Source organism: Pirellulales bacterium (assembly GCA_036490175.1).
Taxonomy (GTDB): domain Bacteria; phylum Planctomycetota; class Planctomycetia; order Pirellulales; family JACPPG01; genus JACPPG01.
On the sequence record DASXEJ010000296.1, the window covers coordinates 1 to 17,526 of the forward strand.

Annotated in this window: 15 protein-coding genes; 7 read left to right on the plus strand and 8 right to left on the minus strand. The window is 58.9% G+C overall.

The features are described 5' to 3' along the window. Positions 1 to 17: 17 nt before the first annotated feature. Both VGG64_22310 and VGG64_22315 read right to left on the minus strand, forming a co-directional pair. Positions 18 to 167 carry a hypothetical protein gene (locus tag VGG64_22310; protein HEY1602352.1) on the minus strand — a complete coding sequence of 50 codons (150 nt, stop codon included), beginning with the start codon at positions 165 to 167 and terminating at the stop codon, positions 18 to 20. 18 nt (positions 168 to 185) lie between these two features. After that, positions 186 to 1,004, minus strand: coding sequence for a hypothetical protein (locus VGG64_22315; protein HEY1602353.1), 819 nt, complete (start codon positions 1,002 to 1,004; stop codon positions 186 to 188). Between the two features lie 930 nt (positions 1,005 to 1,934). Between VGG64_22315 and VGG64_22320 the strand changes: the two genes are divergently transcribed. Further along, positions 1,935 to 2,828 carry a collagen-binding domain-containing protein gene (locus VGG64_22320; protein HEY1602354.1) on the plus strand — a complete coding sequence of 298 codons (894 nt, stop codon included), beginning with the start codon at positions 1,935 to 1,937 and terminating at the stop codon, positions 2,826 to 2,828. A gap of 738 nt (positions 2,829 to 3,566) precedes the next feature. Here the strand turns inward: VGG64_22320 and VGG64_22325 are convergent. Further along, complete coding sequence (locus VGG64_22325; protein HEY1602355.1) at positions 3,567 to 3,851, minus strand: hypothetical protein; 285 nt, start codon at positions 3,849 to 3,851, stop codon at positions 3,567 to 3,569. Between the two features lie 121 nt (positions 3,852 to 3,972). On the opposite strand from VGG64_22325, the gene VGG64_22330 reads away from it, so the two are divergent. Then, on the plus strand, positions 3,973 to 4,179 hold the full coding sequence (locus VGG64_22330; GenBank protein HEY1602356.1) for a hypothetical protein: 207 nt from the start codon (positions 3,973 to 3,975) through the stop codon (positions 4,177 to 4,179). A 43-nt stretch (positions 4,180 to 4,222) separates the two neighbouring features. Continuing rightward, the gene (locus tag VGG64_22335; GenBank protein ID HEY1602357.1) at positions 4,223 to 4,906 is read left to right on the plus strand and encodes a hypothetical protein; all 684 of its coding nucleotides are present in this window, start codon (positions 4,223 to 4,225) and stop codon (positions 4,904 to 4,906) included. A 213-nt stretch (positions 4,907 to 5,119) separates the two neighbouring features. Here VGG64_22335 and VGG64_22340 read toward each other — a convergent pair whose 3' ends face one another. The 5 genes from VGG64_22340 to VGG64_22360 all read right to left on the minus strand — a co-directional run bounded on the left by VGG64_22340 (position 5,120) and on the right by VGG64_22360 (position 10,869). Beyond that, positions 5,120 to 5,320 (minus strand): hypothetical protein, encoded by a 201-nt coding sequence (locus VGG64_22340; protein HEY1602358.1) that lies wholly within the window; start codon positions 5,318 to 5,320, stop codon positions 5,120 to 5,122. After that, on the minus strand, positions 5,317 to 5,472 hold the full coding sequence (locus VGG64_22345) for a hypothetical protein (protein ID HEY1602359.1): 156 nt from the start codon (positions 5,470 to 5,472) through the stop codon (positions 5,317 to 5,319). Before VGG64_22345 ends, VGG64_22340 begins: the two co-directional genes overlap by 4 nt. A gap of 546 nt (positions 5,473 to 6,018) precedes the next feature. Further along, entirely contained in the window at positions 6,019 to 7,524 is a 1,506-nt protein-coding gene (locus tag VGG64_22350) for an RtcB family protein (GenBank protein ID HEY1602360.1), read from the minus strand. A 173-nt stretch (positions 7,525 to 7,697) separates the two neighbouring features. After that, entirely contained in the window at positions 7,698 to 9,275 is a 1,578-nt protein-coding gene (locus VGG64_22355) for a prolyl oligopeptidase family serine peptidase (GenBank protein ID HEY1602361.1), read from the minus strand. A gap of 16 nt (positions 9,276 to 9,291) precedes the next feature. Beyond that, positions 9,292 to 10,869 (minus strand): hypothetical protein, encoded by a 1,578-nt coding sequence (locus tag VGG64_22360; GenBank protein HEY1602362.1) that lies wholly within the window; start codon positions 10,867 to 10,869, stop codon positions 9,292 to 9,294. Between the two features lie 547 nt (positions 10,870 to 11,416). Between VGG64_22360 and VGG64_22365 the strand changes: the two genes are divergently transcribed. The 4 genes from VGG64_22365 to VGG64_22380 all read left to right on the plus strand — a co-directional run bounded on the left by VGG64_22365 (position 11,417) and on the right by VGG64_22380 (position 17,297). Further along, complete coding sequence (locus VGG64_22365) at positions 11,417 to 12,754, plus strand: C13 family peptidase (protein ID HEY1602363.1); 1,338 nt, start codon at positions 11,417 to 11,419, stop codon at positions 12,752 to 12,754. Between the two features lie 518 nt (positions 12,755 to 13,272). Beyond that, positions 13,273 to 15,417, plus strand: coding sequence for a penicillin acylase family protein (locus tag VGG64_22370; protein ID HEY1602364.1), 2,145 nt, complete (start codon positions 13,273 to 13,275; stop codon positions 15,415 to 15,417). Positions 15,418 to 15,746: 329 nt separating this feature from the next. Then, on the plus strand, positions 15,747 to 16,631 hold the full coding sequence (locus VGG64_22375; GenBank protein HEY1602365.1) for an alpha/beta hydrolase: 885 nt from the start codon (positions 15,747 to 15,749) through the stop codon (positions 16,629 to 16,631). Positions 16,632 to 16,859: 228 nt separating this feature from the next. Then, entirely contained in the window at positions 16,860 to 17,297 is a 438-nt protein-coding gene (locus VGG64_22380; GenBank protein ID HEY1602366.1) for a hypothetical protein, read from the plus strand. Positions 17,298 to 17,526: the final 229 nt, after the last annotated feature.

Genomic DNA, 17,526 nt, shown 5'->3' on the forward strand with positions numbered 1-17,526 from the left:
CAGCCGTTGGAGCCGTTCTACAAGCAATAGCTTGGCTCCCGGGCGCGCGTGATCAGCTTCGCATCGGACAATTGGTCTAGCCCGGTCGTGTCGCCGATCGACTGTAGCTTGTCCATCTCCTGCCACGTTTCGTAGTCAGCGGTCACAAGTGCGTCACGGACCGTCACGCGCGGCGCGCTCTCCGATCAATTGAGCGGGGGGAACGCCAAGCCGTACTTGCGCGCCAGGCGCGCTCGGAGCGCGGCGCCGTGCCGGTTGATCTCGTCGCACTTCCGGCGGTGTTGTTCTTCGCCGGAACGCCACGAGCCGGCGGCCCCTTTGCGATCGGCGGCGCTCGCGGAGCCAAGCAGCGATGTGGCCCGCTCGTTAAGGGTCACTTCCTCCCGATACCAGGCCATCAGTTCGCGCCCAAGCTGCAGGGCCTCGGCATCGACGCCGCGCGCGTCGAGAGCGCCGAGCGCTTCGGAGGCGAACCGACCGGCCTTCAATCGCGCCCCCACGAATTCGCCGGCATTGGCTGCCGTCACGTTCGCCGGCGGGGCGCGCATCGCCGATTCCCGCGCGATGACGTCGTTGAGCGCGTTCCAGTAGCCGAGGGTCGTCTGTCCCGCAGAGGGCTTTTCTGCTGCCGGCTGTTCCGCACCGCGTTTTCGCGGAGGCGTCTCGATTTCCTGCGCGGACACGGCCGGCCTTCGGGTCGGCAAAGCGGGGTGCTCTTGTCGGTCTGCTAGCGAATCGTCGATTTCAGCCGACTCCTCTGTTGCGGCCTCAAGCTCCGCCAAGCGTCGTGCGAGCTGTTTCTTTTCGAGGACGGCAATCCGTTTTTTGAGCGCCTCGACCTCGGGATCGGGAGATAGCGCGTCGGCGGAAGGCGAAGTCGCGGGAACGGCGACTACGACGGCGTCGGTCTTACCTGCCGAGATTCCGCCTTTGAACAAAAGGACCCCGACGAGAAGTCCGCCGATCAATCCGCCCGCGATGACCGTCCGTTCACCGTTGTGCATGGCCGCCTCATCGAACTCGACACGTCATGGGGCGCGGCATCGGCGCAGCTGCTCGACAATGAACTCTAGCTCATGCCGGAGAAACGGGCCGCGATTCTGTCGTTTTTTTTCGGACCTCCGCAGCATCTCTACTTCTCCGGCCGTTCCAGCAGCCGGCGGAGGGACCGACAGAATGGCACTACCGACGCTGGAGCCGATCGCAGACGCGAACGCGACCAACAGCGCGAACAAAATGGAGTCGCTGGCACGCGTGATGTGATTACCCCTTGTCCGCGTTTGTTCGTGACTTGTCCGCGATAGCGTGAAAATGAACCTACCGGAGAGCTTGGCAGCGTTTCCCGGCGCGTTTAGAAGTCCGCTGGGCTGGACGTCCGATGGGACTACGATGTTCCTGATACTGGGATACCGAGTTTGCCAAGAATCAGAACATCGCGGTAAATGCAGGCACGAGCGCCCGTAGCGCATCATCCGCATTGATGATGTGTCTGTGATCGTCGCCAAGGCGTCATCCGAGTTACGGACGGCGGAGCAAACATACCCACGGCTTGCAGCCTGATCTTGTGGCTTGTAGCGGCGTAGAAACCGCCAGCGGGGTGCGAACCGCTGGCGGTATTTTTATTTTGCCAGATTGGCAGCCACAGAATGGCTCAGAAATTGCGCCGACGGGACCGCTTGACCTTGGAGACATACCTTTTCGTCATTGCCACAACATTCACATTAGGTCATAAACCCCATGACCTGAACACATTATAGAGCGTGCGACCAAATTTCCGGAAAATGGCCGGCGATTCCCTAGTTATTTTTGGGGTGCTTGGCGAATCTAGACGGACGGCATGGACGTGCCCAAAAAATGGCCAATGAGGCGTCAAAATGTACACGCTACGGCCAGACTGCTAGTTTTCGGATCAGCTAATGAACGGGGGATTGTCCATGCTTCACACTCTTTGTCGCTACCTTTGCGCGCTTGCCATTCTCTCAATGGCTTCTCAAGCGCACGCGGGTTTCCTCATTGGAAGCGCCGCCAACTATGCCGTTTTGGTTGAACCCCATCTGCATAACGTCCAGTTGACCAGCGATTCTGGTATCACTGGAAATCTCGGGGTAGGCAGCCCGGTCAACTCTGTCGGGCTGTCCGGCGGGACAATTCATGGCAACGTAGATTTCTCTGCCGCGCAGCCATCCGGCGGGCCCAACTTTGGCGGCACCGTCACCGGCACAGTGTCAAACACCGTCGCTGCCGTGACTTCGGCCCTTACCACGATGAACTCACTCAATACGACGTTGGGCGCTGAGCCAGGCACAACCTTGGTGATTTCGGGCAGCGGCCAAGTCATCAATGCCTCTTCCGGCACGATAGACGGCAACGGCAATGAAGTTTTCTCCGTCGCCTCGAATAAATTTAACAACAACAGCGGCGGAATCACGATCAACGGGACCGCGAGTCAATACGTGGTCATTAACATCGCCAACGGCAACAGCAATGAGAAATTCAACGGCGCGTTTAGCCTTTCGGGCGGGATTACGTCTGACCACGTACTGTACAATTTCGTTGGCACGGGCGGGGAATTAGGCGGTGCTGCGAACCAAGCGATCGCGAACGGCATCTTTTTGGCACCAAACATGAAGGTCAACGTCGATGCCGTTAATCTCCACGGTCGCCTAATTGGTGGCGGAAGTGCATCAAGCAATAACGATTTCCAAATCGTCTCCAATGCTTTCGTGACCGCCCCAGTGTCCGTGCCCGAGCCGGGCAGCATTGTGCTAGCCGCTTTGGGCCTTATCGGGTTGGCCGCGTGGCGTCAGCGCCGCAAGACGACCACATAGTCCCGACGGATCAAGCGATTCAAACACAACGACCCCAGGCGACATTGATCGTCTGGGGTCGTTTCATTGACGTCCACAGTGGCTGGTCAACGGACGATCAAGGGTGGTTCGCGAGCGATCAAGAATTTCCTCAATACCGACGCAAATCCCGGGTGGATGAGGATGGTACGGGATTTGCCCAGTCTCTCAGGCTTCGGCAGTCAACCACATACAGCCGGCCGGACAAGTCTTTGGCGGATAGGAATGTCCCAACGAATCGAGTTGAATCCACTCACTGAACACCACCTCTATTTGGTGCTGTTCATCACGAACGCTGGCGGCATATAGAAGCCCGTCGCGTCTCTGAATGTCGCGCTGCGCGCCAGCGCGATTCCCTACCCAGGTCGATTCCTCGATTTGAGGCGCGCCCCTAGTGCGCTCAAGTTTAAGCGGAGATAGCTACGCAATGGCTAATGATGTGAACGTCCGGTGCCCCAAGTGTTATCACGATACTGCAAAGGTGGTCGGCCAAACAGCAGACTTAGACGATTCTGGGAAGGCGGTCGCGACAATCTCTGACTGCCGATGCGAGCGTTGTGGTCATATGTTCAAACGAACGAGCGACCCACCTGCCGCGAAGGATCACTAGCTCCTTTTATATGCTGTTGGCCCGGTCGGATTGCCGTCCTGCGGTGTTCAATCTTCGGGCCTGGCTGCTTAGCGGCTCCCGGGCTGGCCGCTGGGTGGATTGACTAACGACTACCCAGCGGTCTTTTTATTGACGCCGCGCTCGTACTCGCTAGACTGGCGGCCGTGGGCAGCGATGCTCATACCGGGGCGCTCGAAGTTGCTCTGCCCCATGCGACGGGCGGCCCTCTGCCTAAATAAAGCAACCTCGGTAGCAATTGCTACCGAGGTTGTTTCGTTTGCTGGAATCGGTATGCCGGTGAGCGGTACAATAGCTCGCATGTCTACAATGCCTCCGATCCGCCGCCGCTGGTTCCAATTTGGACTTGGGACATTATTCATATTGATGGCTGTCATCGCAAGTTTTCTAGGCCATTACCTCAACTGGATATGGGAAAGGCATGCTCTGATCGCGGACGATGACGCAACCCGTATTGCTGAGGGTTTTGCGCCTGATACTGCAGTCGCTGGAGTGAACGTGTCCGCCCCGCCAATGCTTAGGCTCTTTGGCGAGCCGGGCTGGCACACGATTCATATTATGGCTGATGGATGGGGCGAGTATACGGACGACGATCGGCGCAAGATCAAGCGCACGAGGGCGCTATTTCCCGAGGCATATGTGCGGACCTTCCACCGCAAGGACGGCCGTTTCTTCACCTGGGAGCCAGAGGCGTTCGGTCTATGATCGCAGCCCTGGCGGCTTCTTTATGCGCGGTACAATAGGTCGCATGTCAGATGGCTCTACGACGCGCCGCCGCTGGTTCTCTTACAGCCTGCGATCGGTGTTTTTCCTCCTAACCCTGGTAGCCATTGGTTTGGGTTGGGTGGCGTCTGAGCGAAAGCGGTCAGAGCGTGAACTCCTGATTGCCGAAGATCTTAAAACGAGAGGGGCGCGTATTGACATAGCAGGACGTTTTGATGGCTCTGACCCGTTTTCGCAACCAGCCTGGTGGCAACGGTCGCTGTCGAGAGTCTGCGGCCAGAAAGTTCGGCAGGTCATCGTCGATGGCCCGAGTTTCTCAGGAGAAATCCCCGAGGTTGCAGCCCTTACGAAGCTTTCCGGCATTGGTTTGCACTGGACTCAAATTCGCGACCTGTCGCCGCTGGCGAAACTGACTTCTCTCGAAAATATCACGGTCGATGGCGGTCCAGTGAGCAATATTTCCCCGCTCGCCGAACTAACGAACTTAGTCGGCCTTGATCTCAATGTCAGTGGCGTTAAAGACGTGTCTGCACTTGCAAAGCTTGGGAATCTGACCGTACTTCGCTTGCAAACCTCTGGGGTCACGGACTTGTCACCGCTCGTCGGTCTCAAGAAGCTACGGTACCTCAACGTTCGACAAACGCCAATCAGCGACGAGCAAATCGAGTTGCTGAAGTCGGCACTTCCGGATTGTGAAATTGATAAATGACGCCGGATGCCCCAAGCTCCTGACGATTGCGTTGTTCATGTTGACCTCAAGTCGTATTTGTAGGTGGTGTGACGGTGCGCCATACGGTTAGCGAGTCACTGACCGGGCATCCCGGTATGGGTGCTGGCGACGATCAGCAAATCGAGACTGCCCGGACGATGACCGTGGGCAGCACTGGATACAGCGGAATATGGTCGCGGTGCTGTAGGCTCATCATTTCGCCACCCCGCCACGGTATTCGGGTGTGTTCATCAGCTCCGGGTTGACCATCGCCAGGGCGGTAGCCTTCGCGTCTGCCTTGTCGTCCGTGAAATAGTCGGCATTTGGCATGCGCTGCCCGGCCGAACCGTATGCCTTGACGCGGTACTCTTCAACGTCGCGGTTGTAGATGATCTTGGTACGTGCAATTCTCATCGTAGTACCTCGGCCAGCCGAGTGAAGTGAACGGAGCCAAAGACGTGGGCGACGTAGTAAACGACGAAGCAACAGAAAACGATGAGGCACGGATTCAACGGCTCTGGCTTGTTCCGCAGATAGTAGAACAAGCGCGGCTCTGTATCTGGCATGGTGTGAAACCCCTTGTCCGTAAGTTGTCCGCAACTTGTCCCCGAGAGCAGCAACAAGAGCCGCTTTCGGTGTTGACGGACCGGACAGGGATTGCAGAACGACCGAGAGATAAGGGGTTAGGTGGTCGTTCCGGCCGTATTAGAAGTCCGCTGCTCTATCCAGTTGAGCTACGGGCGCTTGTGCCTGAATTTACCGCGATGTTCTGATTCTTGGCAAACTCGGTATCACAGGCTGGGCGCCCAATGGGACTACGATGTTCCTGATACCGGCAACGTCATGACCAAGACTACCGACAAATGGCCGGAGAGCAAGGCGCAGACATCTGACGCCGCTTTTCCGCTGTTTCGGCGGGCCGGCGCCCGCTGGGTAATGCAGGTCTGTGCCAAATTCGCCTGCATTGGCAGAGGCGCTGACGATTCACGCGGCGGGAGCGACCCCTCTCATTGCGACCCCGTTGTGCTATGCGAAGGGCGGGCTGCTTCTTACGGGTCACACTTTGCCCAAATGGGACTCGATCCTATTCGCGCGATGTCCGCTTGTCGTATTCAATCATCGGCCTGATCGCCGTCCTTAATGACGAAGCGGGCCTTCAACCGCGCGACTTCGCTCGCCAGGCCTGCCAACTTCACGGAACGCAATACCTCGTCGAAATCCTTATACGCCGCCGGCGCTTCGTCGAGCGGATACATGCGGCAATTGGTCAGGATGTCTGAGTCCACGAAGGAACGATCAACCTCGGCTTGGTCGAGGGCCCGCTTGGCGGCCTTGCGTCCTAGCTGTCGGCCGGCGCCGTGATTCACGCTGTAGCAACTGATCGCGGCACCCGGCTCGGCGACCATCACTGCCGAGCCTGCTTGCGGATTCCCAGGAAGCAAAATCGGATGACCGCTGTCAGCAAAGGGAGTTCCGCGCAGCGCATGATGCCCAGCGGGGAATGCGCGGGTGGCGCCCTTGCGGTGGACCCAGGCCTGGCGATTGTCCACGATTTCCTTGCGCGCGATGTTGTGGCTGATGAAATACACCAATTGGCCGGTGGTGCCCGGCAGGATTTCCTGAAATGCTTCCAGGACCAGCGCATTGATCAGCAGATGATTGACCGTAGCGAAATTGGCGCCGAGCGCCATGTCGTCCAAGTAGGAATCCGCCTCGGGCGTGCCCAACGGAGCATAGACCAACTCGCGGTCTGCTCCGGGCAGCGGAATATCCCATTGAGCAAACTTCGCCTGCAGCGCCTTGAATTGGCCGGTGGCCAGTTGATGACCAATCCCGCGCGAGCCACAATGCGAGAGAAAGGCCACCGCGCCGTCGACGAGTCCAAATGTTCGCGCCACTCGTTGGGCGCGTTCGTTGGCATGAACGTGCACGACTTCACACTCGCCGAAATGATTACCGCCTCCGTACGAGCCAAGTTGCGAGACCTTGGCGGCGAAGCGGTGCATGCTCGGCAACAATCGTTCGAGCCGCAGCGCGAGCGAATCCGTCGAATCGTCGTGCCCTACGTGCGAAGAGTCTTCGCAACGGCTAACCCACTCGACCGGAATGCCCAGTTGTTCGCAGACGCCGGCCGAAGCCCCTTCGATAAGGACTCGCTGGCCGAGTTCTTCGCCGACGTGGCGCGACTTGGGGGCGTTTCGCTTTCCCCGGCCCGCGCCTGTGGGCGTGCGCTCGCAGATAGCGTTGATCAGGGCCCGCCGCGTTGCGCGATCGACGACCGCAGCGGCCGGCAATGAAGTCTGCAACAGGCTCATCGAGCACTTGATATCGACACCGACCGGACCGGGATAAACGTGCGTGGGCGAAACCAGCACGCAGCCCACCGGCGCGCCGTAACCGCAATGTGCGTCGGGATTGAGAACCAGGTCCGTGACTCCCGGAGCGGTTCGCGAGTTGAGGGCCTGCTGCAAGCAAAGCGCGTCAAATGTCGCTCGGATGGCCTCGGTACCAATCACCGTGATGGGCTTGTGCTTTCCGCCTGCCGGCAGGATCGCCGTCGCCTCGCCGTTGGCAATCATGGAAAACTTGCCCTCATCGGCTACTGTATCGCGTTGCATGGCGGGCTCTCTTTCAATAGGCGGCGACAAGTTACGAAGAAACGTTCTGCTGCTCTAACCAGCTGAGCTACAGCGCCGGCAGCTGCTCGGCCTCGGCGCGGAATCGCATCCGTTCGTCGTTCTTCGCCTCGTTCTTCTCCATCCACTCGACGTCCGATTCGAATAGCCGCTGGTCAGGGGCTAGTCAGGCGATGGGAGTCGAACCAGTCGAAGATTTCCTTGACTGAACTGATCGCCACCGACATGTGATCGCCGTCGGCGTACTCCAGGTACTTGACGTCGAAACCGAGCTCCTTGGCCTTCTCGGCCACCTCGCGACAGTCGGCCACCGGCACGATCGCGTCTTTGACGCCGGCCACGATGATCAGCGGTATCTTGCGGCCCGAATTGAGCCCGTTTGCGATGAAGGGCAACATTTTTGATCCGGCAATCGGAGCTAATGCAGCGAAGCGATCGCGATGCTCAAGTCCGATGAACCATGTACCGGCTGATCCCATGGAATGTCCTGCCAGATAAAGCCGGGCAGGATCAATGTGGTAATTCGCCTGCATCAGCGAGATCACGTCGAGCACGTCCTGCTGCGCGCCGTTCTCCTTGAGATAGTTGCTGGTCGGTCCGCGGCCGTTGGCCGCGACGATGATATACCCCCGCTCTTCGGCTAACTTGGGCCACACCTTCTCATAGCGATCAAAGAAATTGTTCTCGTCCCCTCCGGCTCCGTGCAACAGCGCGATCAGTGGGTAGGCCTTTGCCTGGTCGTAGTTCTTAGGCAGGTAGAGACGGTACGGCACCAGCTTGCCATCGAAATTCGAGCGATAGGCTAGCCGCAAGTCACCGCGAGCATCGGCCAGTGGGTCGCGGCCGTCCTTGAGAGCGGCGGCCAATTGTCCGGCCCGCTCAAGTTCCGCGTCAAAATCCATCAGCTCAAAGAGTGCATTGCCGCGCCGCCGATAGGCGGAGTGCAGGTAGCCTGTCAGGTTTTGGAAGTTGCCGCCCAGATACGTCTGATGCGCAAGTTTGATGGTCTCCAACAGGTATCGCGCGGTTAGAGCCGCAGGGCTTTGCTGCGCGCCAAGCAGTTCGAGCATCTGTTCGCTCGCGGCAAGGCGCTTGTTGAGATCCTTGACGATCACGAACGTGCGAAAATATTCAAACAGATCCGCGCCCTCGCCGTTCTTCAACGTAGCTCGCAACAGGTGCGTTCCCGGACCCACCAGCTTCGAGGGATCGAAGATGAGGCCGGCCGTTTCGCCGCTATGACGCCCTTTGACGTCGAACAGCGCAATGCCCGGCTCGACGGCGGCGACCTTTGTGCCATCGGACGCGAGGATATCGAGCGCCAGGCGATACGGCCCCGCCGCGGCCGGCGCGTCAAATAGAAACGTGACGCGGGTTTGCAGTAGCTCTTTGGGAGCAAGCACCTTCTTCTGAATGCTGAAATCGAGCGCCGTCGTCAATTCCGTTTCGGGCGTCCACTCCTTGCCGGCTATCAGAACCAATGCGTGCGTATAGCCGCGATATGCGTTGACCGGGTCGAGCAGCACGCTCTGGTTCGCCGACTCTAAGAGCGGCATGATCTGGCTCGTGTCTCCACCGGCCAGCTTATAAGGCATCAGCATCGAGCTGGAATTCAATCTCCCGAAACGAGCGTCGTCCGGAGTAATTTGCGCGGTTACCGGCGCCAGCGCCAGGATCGCAAGGATCAGTATTGTCAGGGAGAGCACGGCTATCGGCAGCTTGGCTTTGGACATCGTCTTCCTCATTCGTTCAGCTAGAGGTTTTGCCTTGCGGTCGAAGCTGCGCCATGTCGGCGGTCAGCAACGCGCCAGTGATTTGCGCCATGGTCGCGACTTGCGTAACAAAATGTTGGGCGTCGAGGGCCTCGATACGGGCTCGCGTCGACCAGTAACCGGTCATCGAGCCCATGGTGGCGCTGCCGGGCACGCCAATTCGCCCCGCAATGGCGCCCAGCCCATACCAGGGGCCTTGATCGCCGCCATGCATTCCTTTTCTGCCTGGGCACTGCACCTGTACCCGCTTCAGACCGTTGTCCTTCACGGCAGCGATGGCCAGGTCCAACAACGCCTGGTTGTTCGTGACCCAAACCGTCGATGGCTCAGGCTGGCCGGTGCGATGCCGCGGTTTATTCGGCAGGTCGAGATACTCAACCTGTCCCAAATGTTCGATGCCGACCGCCGCCACGACCGACTTGTAGAAATCCGGGTGCTTCGCGGCGTAATCCTGCTCGGCAAACGCGCGTTCTGCGCCGGGCATATAGTGGCGCGCGTCGAGAAAAATCATCACCGTGCGCGGGCGTTCTGTCTGCGGGATTTGAGAGAGGTAATGAACGATGCCCAAAATGCCGAAAGCGCCGTTGTCTTGCGAGATCGAGGGGCCGTCGGTGTGCGTGACTAGCATTACCTGTTCCTCGGCGGGCGTGCCGTAGTGCTTGCCGGGCAGAAAGCCAAACAATTGGTACGGCGCTGCCTTTTCTGTTTGGGCGATCAGCCGCAGCGTGGCCTGCGTGCCCGAGTTGGCCGCTGCGATTGCCTCGGCGCCCGCCTCGCGATCGAGCAACAGCGTGGGCAAGTTGTACCGTGCCGGCACTGGAAAGTTGTATGTGCCCGCCAACGCCTCGTAAGACAGGTCGACCACCCACAACATCCCCGCGGCGCCGGCCTTCTGGAGCTCGTCGGCATGACCTTGCACGTTCATGCGGCCAAACGGGCTTGAGCCGATGCCGGCGGAATTTGGAACCAGCGGATTCGGAAACGTCTCGGCCTCGGAGAGATATTCGTAATCGCCGAACGGGCTTGCGGCCCGCGCTCCGCGCACTTCCCAAAAAGGTGGCCCCGGCGGAATGACAACGATCTTGCCCTTGAGCGCTTCGCCCGACATTCCCTGTCGGTAGGCAACCAGGGCGCCAGTCACGCCGGCGGCTGCCGTCATGCCCGAATTGGCGCCGTAGCTGGCAACTCGTATTTTCTTGCCGTCGATGGTGAGCGTCCAGTTCGTGTCGTCGGGCCAGTCACTGGTGAACCACCGGTCATAGGTCCAGGCGTTGCGAAAGACGTCCGTGACACCTCGCGCGCGCAGCTCCCGTTCGGTGATCTCGAGAAAGTTTTTCCATGACGGGCTGCCCGCGAGCGTCGGCCCGCCCAACGAATCCTTTGCCACGTGCCAGGCCTGCGCCTCTTTGGCCGTAATCAAGAACGGCTGATGGATGCGAGTCAGATGCGGGCTAACGGCTTCCGGTCCAAGAGCATTGGCAGCCGATGCGGAAAATGCAGCCGGTCCCAACGCAATGCCCGCCCCCAACCCCCGCACGAATGTTCGGCGTTTCATTTCGGCCTGTCTCCCGCAACCACTGTGAATGGCGAGCCAAAAAGCCAGCGTTTGGGCGATTGAAAAAACCAGCGCCCGAAGTGATACGAGCAGCTTAACCCGCCGACGGCGGGTTGTCTCGGTGGTTTCGCGGCGCGCAAGACCTTATCAGTTATCGCGAAGCGCCGAAAGTCGCTCGAAATCCGACCTTCAGAGCGGGTACTCCCCATTCGTGCGCGAGACTTTGCGTTATCTTTTCCCGACTACTGGGAGTGTTGTTCTCTCAATCGGCAGCGTCGATACGACGGAGCCGCAAAACATTGGCAGGATGCGCCGATCAAGTTTTCGGTGAGCTGACATCGAAAGCAATCTCAGCGAGCGAACTCTCTGCGGCCACCGGCAAGAATTAGGTATTCGTCGGCAGTGATGACAACGACTGCACTGCAGTGGTACTGGCTTTGCGGTCGGGCGACTATCTTGCCCGTCGGCCAAATCGATACAATGGAGCCGCTTGTTGCCCGACAAATCGGTTGATTCAAAACGCGCGGTCGAGAGGAGGCAAAATCCTATGACGTCGATGGTTGGGCTGATCGGTTGGTCGTTGTCGCCTTCAAGTGTTGGCCCATGGACGACAAGCACGCTTGTGTTCTTTGTCGTTGCCCTTGGCGGGGCCGTTCTTCGTTCCGAGGAACATGATATTGACGGTCCTCTCCGGGATCGAGTCACTCATTACGCGATTTTAAGTACAGGCCCGTCCGGCGGCGGCAAGCTTGCTGGTTTCTATTGGGAAACCAACCAGCTCATGAATGCCGCACTTAGGGAATATGGCTATCTCGACGAAGCGATTTACCGGCTTTCGGAATTCGGCATCACTCAGGGACAGGACATCGACGGTCGCTCGACACTGTCAAATCTTCGTCAGACCCTTGATCACCTACGGCACATAATCAAAGAACAAGACGATCTATTCATTTTCCTGATTGGGCACGGCAAGCCCGCCGGCGGCGACTTCACGTACACGATGGTCGACGGCGATCTTACAGCGACGGAATTGAAGGAACTCTTGGATCGCCTTCCCACTCAAAAACTGACCATCGCCCTTCATCCATGCTTCAGCGGAGGATTTATTCCGAAGATCAGCGGCAAAGGCCGCGTCATCGTCACGTCGACCAGCGATTCCGAGGTCAACGCCATTCCGTGGGCAGAGGCGTTTATCCGAGCGTTGTCTCCGGGTGGAACGAAACAAGCCGTCTCCATTAAAGATGCGTACGTCGCTGGTCTTGAACCCGGACGCCAGCGGTACGGAACAGACGTCAAGGAGCATCCATTGCTCGATGACAATGGTGATGGGATTGGCCACTTCGGCGAACAGAAAGTCGTGGACGGCGATGGACGAGTTGCCGCTGATCGATTTCTCGGCGATCGCGGTCGCCTGCTTCGATTCAGCGAGAGCGCCGTCCGAACACTACGCAAGCAAAACAGCTCGCTGATTTTGTGCGACCGAACTCGCCTCGCCGACATATTCGTAACTGAGGCAGTCTATCTCGGTAAGTTGGGAGGGTACAAGGACGATCCCGGCGCGAACTCAACCAGCGTAGATGATCATCGTGCGTGGGCACTCGATCACGACCCGCGTATGCTTTCGCTTAATCTTGTCGATAAGTACCTAGTTCAGTTCGATCGTCAGGCTAGCTCGGGAAAGGCGGCGGCTGATCATTTCTACGCGGAGGCCTCAGCGCGTCTGGCATCCTATGGAATTGATTTGGGCAACAGCGGCACCAACGTCGATATCTCCCCGCCACATTTCGAATGGGCCAGTCGCACCTCCATAGAGCGTGTTCGCGACGAGCTTGAGGCCAAAGTCCGCGCACTAATTGTAGGTGCGAGTGATTGTCAAAAGCGGTGAAATATGGATTTGACTCGTCAGAGTGCAAATCGGCGGTATGCGATTGATCGTCTTGAATGCTTTTCAGCGATGAGGCATTACAGTCGAGGGTGGACTGATAAAATCGGTGGTGAAGTCGGTCCTAGCCCAGGTATCGCCGGCGCATGGACGTCTTTGGGCTTTCCTAGCGGTCGCGGCAGCAATGAATGGCAGTGCGCCGAGCCCATGTTGAACTGACCGAGGCTTCCCTGGCTATTGCCTCCGGACACGCCCTCATTGGTGACTTCGTTGCCCATACGCTCGAAAGCCCGGTTCACCAACAAGCCGGACGATCGCCAAGCGGACGCCGCCTACGCGCACAATGTCGCCTGACAGGCAACCGGGGGCTAACTATAAAAGGAGCAAGGTCGACGCTGACAGCCTCCGGTGAGATCCTGATTGATTTGCCACTTGGACTCGCGCATGCCGATGCTGGCGCCAGCGGTTGATCTCGTCGCATTGTCAGAAATCGCCTATCGCGCTTTCTTAGAGGGACGACTATGTTTCGCCATTGCCTGGCAGTCACCGTATCTGTGTTGTCGCTTTCGGCCGCCGTGCGCGGCGCCGACTTGAACGCCTACGAGCCGCCGCCCGAGGGCAAGGTTAGGATCGTGCGTGACACCTACGGTGTGCCGCACATCATCGCCGCGCGCACCAGGGACATCTACTTCGGCGCCGGATATTGCCAGGCGGAGGACCAAGTCGAACAAATCGGCAAAAACTACCTGCGCGCCGCCGGTCGCAGCGCCGAGTTCGAGGGCATATCCGGTCTGGGCATGGACTATTTGGTGCGAGCGTTCGGTGTGCCCGCTCGCGGGGACGCCTCGTACGAGCAGCTTCCTGTCGAGCACCAGCAACAACTGGTCGGGTTCGCCGCTGGCGTGAATGCATGGCTCAAGGAACTTCGCGATCAGGCGCCAGCCTGGATCGAGCCGGTCCGCCCACAGGACGTCATGCGGTTTGCCACGTATTCCGATATGCAGTTCACGCTGTCGCATTGCTTCCACGATCTCAACCGCGCCGGCGTCAAGTTCAACGCGGCCGAGGTGACCGCCGTGCTCGCCGACCGCCACGCCACGTTTGGGTCGAACCAGTTCGCCATTTCGCCACTGCGATCGGCAACCGGCGCGGCGCAACTGTCGATGGACCCGCACCTGCCGTACACCGGCTTCCACCGCTGGTACGAGCAGCACCTGATCGGCCCCGAATTCAACGTGATGGGGGCCTGCTTCTGCGGGTTGCCGTACATCAGCATGGGGCGCAGCGACGCTAGCGCCTGGTGCATGACTGTCAACGCCCCTGACCTGGGCGACATGTTCGTGTTCGATATCAATCCAGACGATCCCAACCAGTACCGCGATATCGACGGCTGGCGCAAGTTTGACGATCGCGAAGAATTATTCCTCATTCGCGATGGCGAGAAGAAGGCCGAGCGGCGATTGCCGGTGCGCTGCACTGTGCTGGGCCCGATGGTCGCCCAGCAGAATGGCAAGGCCTATGTGTTCGCGCTGCCCTGGAGCGAGCCGGCCGAGTCCGCCAATCGAGCCCGGCAATTCGGCGCCATGGCCAGGGCCAAGAGCGCCGGTGAGTTTCGCGACGCCTTGCGGTCGCTGGGTTTGGTGATGGGCAACGTGGTCTATGCCGACGCGGCCGGCGATATCTTCTACATTTCCAACGGCCGCATTCCCAAGCGCGACGGCCGCATTTCAAGTCACGATCCCCGGCCCGGGCACGAAAGCTGGGCCCGCTGGCAGGGCTTTCACTCGCTCGACGAATTGCCGCAGGTGCTCAATCCGCCCTGTGGGTACGTGCTGAACACGAACAGCGGGCCGCAGAACGTCTGTCCCGATGTGGCCCCACGGCCCGTGGATTTTCCCAGCTACCTAATGGGCCACGAGGCCAACAGCCGTTCGCGCCGCCTGTCGGCACTGTTGGCGGCGGACGAGAAGATTACGGTCGACGAGATGCGCGCCTATGCCACCGATACCCGGGTTGAAGCCGCCGACCTATGGCTGGACAAGCTGGTCGACCGCATCCGGGACCATCAGGCCAAAAACGCGGCAACGATAGCCGCCGATGACGCTACCTTGCTAAAGGAAGTAGTCGCCGTACTGGCGGCCTGGGACCGCCGGGCCGATCTCGATTCCCGCGGTGGCGCGTTGTTTTTTGTCATCTGCACGCAGCCGCAGTTTCTTGCAGCAATGGACGAACCAGATTTTAACAAAGCCGCAGACACGATTCTCAAACAGGCGCGCCTCGCCAAGCAGCGCTGGGGTGCGCTCAACGCCCCCTGGAGCGATTTCTGCCGGATTCGCCGCGGTGACGTCGAGCTGGGGCTGGTCGGCTGCGGTCAGGGTGAAGAACGCTTCGCTTCGTTTATTACGCTGCGGCCCAGTTTCGGGCCAGTGCGGGACGAGCGCATGTACAGCATCGGCGGCTCGAGCTACGGCATGGTGGTCGACTTTTCCAACGGCATTCGCGCGGTAAGCTGTCTGCCGTTCGGTGTAAGCGAACATCCCCAGTCCAAACACTTTGCTGATCAATTGCCGCTCTACGCCAAAGCCGGTTTCAAGCCAGCTTGGTTCGACCCCGATGAAATCCGTGACCACACGGAAAGCCAGCGGGAGCTGACCACTGCCGAATAGTGCGATATGCGCCGACAAGCACGCCGTGAACGCCGCAGGGACCTTAGTAAGTGGAGTTGCCTGGCTCGTTGTTGTCGCGACCGGCTAGCCGAGAAGCAAAGGACATGCGCTCGCTGGGCTCTTCGATGTCCGCACGTCTGGAAGGCCCGGACGACGGGATTGTCCAGGGCCTCGAACAAACCTCCGTAGAAACTGGTTAATGTGCGAACGACGATCTGACACTGAGAATACCAACAACTACAATCTGGCAACGCGAGTGTGACTACCATTTGCCGGCGCAGTATGCTCCACTGAGTTGTGCGCATCATCAAGAATCGGGAAAGAAAGCCATGGTTCGATATCACTTAAGAGTTGGTGCCGTTGTTGTGCTTCTTTTGGGGATCTCCAGCATATCCACAACCCTGTGGGCGATCGAAGGGACGGAACTGGATTACAAGCCCGACGTCACGTACGCGACGGTCGCGGGCGAGGAGCTGAAGCTCGACCTGGCGATCCCCAAGGGGCTGGATCACGCCGTGCCGGCGATCGTTGTTATTCACGGCGGCGGCTGGTTGGCCGGCAAGCGCCAAGACATGACTTCCGTCGCCAAGGAGGTCGCCGCCCGTGGCTACGTCGCGGCAACGATCAGTTATCGCTTTGCTCCTAAACACCGTTTTCCAGCACAGGTCGAAGACTCCAAATGCGCAGTCCGCTATCTGCGCGCGCACGCCAATGAATTGAATATCGATCCAACGAGGATTGGGGCCTATGGTGTATCGGCGGGCGCGCACCTGGCGATGATGCTTGGCGCGCTTGACTCGGCCGACGCCATGGAAGGTGACGGCGGAAATCCCGAGCAGCCGAGCAAAGTGCAAGCCGTGGTCAGCTTCGTCGGTCCGGTCAATCTGGCTGGAGAGAACTATACCCCGACGCAGGTGCAGATTCTGACAGCTTTCCTGGGAGGCGATCCGAAAGAGAAGCAGGCTGAGTGCCGCTCGGCTTCGCCCATCACGTACCTTAACAAGGGCGATGCACCGACCCTGTGTTTCTTTGGAACCAAGGATCCACTTGTCTCGTACGACCAGGCGTTGCAAATCGCCACGGCGCTTACGAACTCCGGAGTGCCAGGACGAGTTGAGATGATCCTTGGCGCAGGCCACGGCTGGGGCGGCAAGGAACGAACGCGCACACATAATGCCACGATGGCGTTCTTCGACGAACACTTGAAGAAGTAGCCGTTGGAGCATCCCCTATGAACTGTGGATCTTGAGGTTCACAATAGGTCAAAGTCACCAACCGCGGATTCATTCTTCATCGCGCGCCCAAGACGAACCGTCAGGGGTGTTGTGCGACCAAGGTCACGCCCACCTTACGCAGTGGGAATCAAGTTGCTGCCATCTTCAATTGAATTGTAGAATCGCCGAAGTTTGGGACATTTGACGCCTATTAATATCGGTTCTATCATGCGCAACGAAATCGATTCCTGTCGCTACCTGTATCTCCGCGCGGTTGACGAGCCGGAGGAACTGCGCCTACGGGTTGTGGTCGATGAAGCTAGAGCAACGGGTTCGCCGGAAGATTTAGGAGTTGCCGGAAACGTCGTAAGTGGCTATGGACCGATCGTGTCGGACGTCGGCTGCCGTTCGTTCGAGTTGATATGGGCAAGTTATGTCGCGTACTCCGTGCGCAACGAATCGTTTTGTTGCCTAGATAAAGCCGAGGCATGGACGGGGCGATTGCTTTGCAAGTACTCGAAATCGCATTTCCTGAACTACGTAAAACAGGCAACGATTGCGCGAGACGACTACCCCGGGCCGGTCCATCATTGGGGCGTGAATTGCCTTAATCATATCGTCGACGTTGCATCTATTGTCGAGCCTACTGTTCGACTAATCGGTTGACTTTTGCAATGTATCAACGGCAGGCGCGTCTGCCGTGCGCGCTTGCTAACGGCGTGCTGCGGAAATAGCTCGGGGCCAAAAGTCTTGCCATTCCACTGTCCTCGGTCTATTCTCTCGCTAATCGCTCGGCGGCTCCGGTTGCTTTCCAGATGGAATCTAGTCAAGCAACTGAGCGGCTTGGGCCGCGTCACAGCGGCACGCAGACCGGAAAGTGCGTCAGGACGAACCG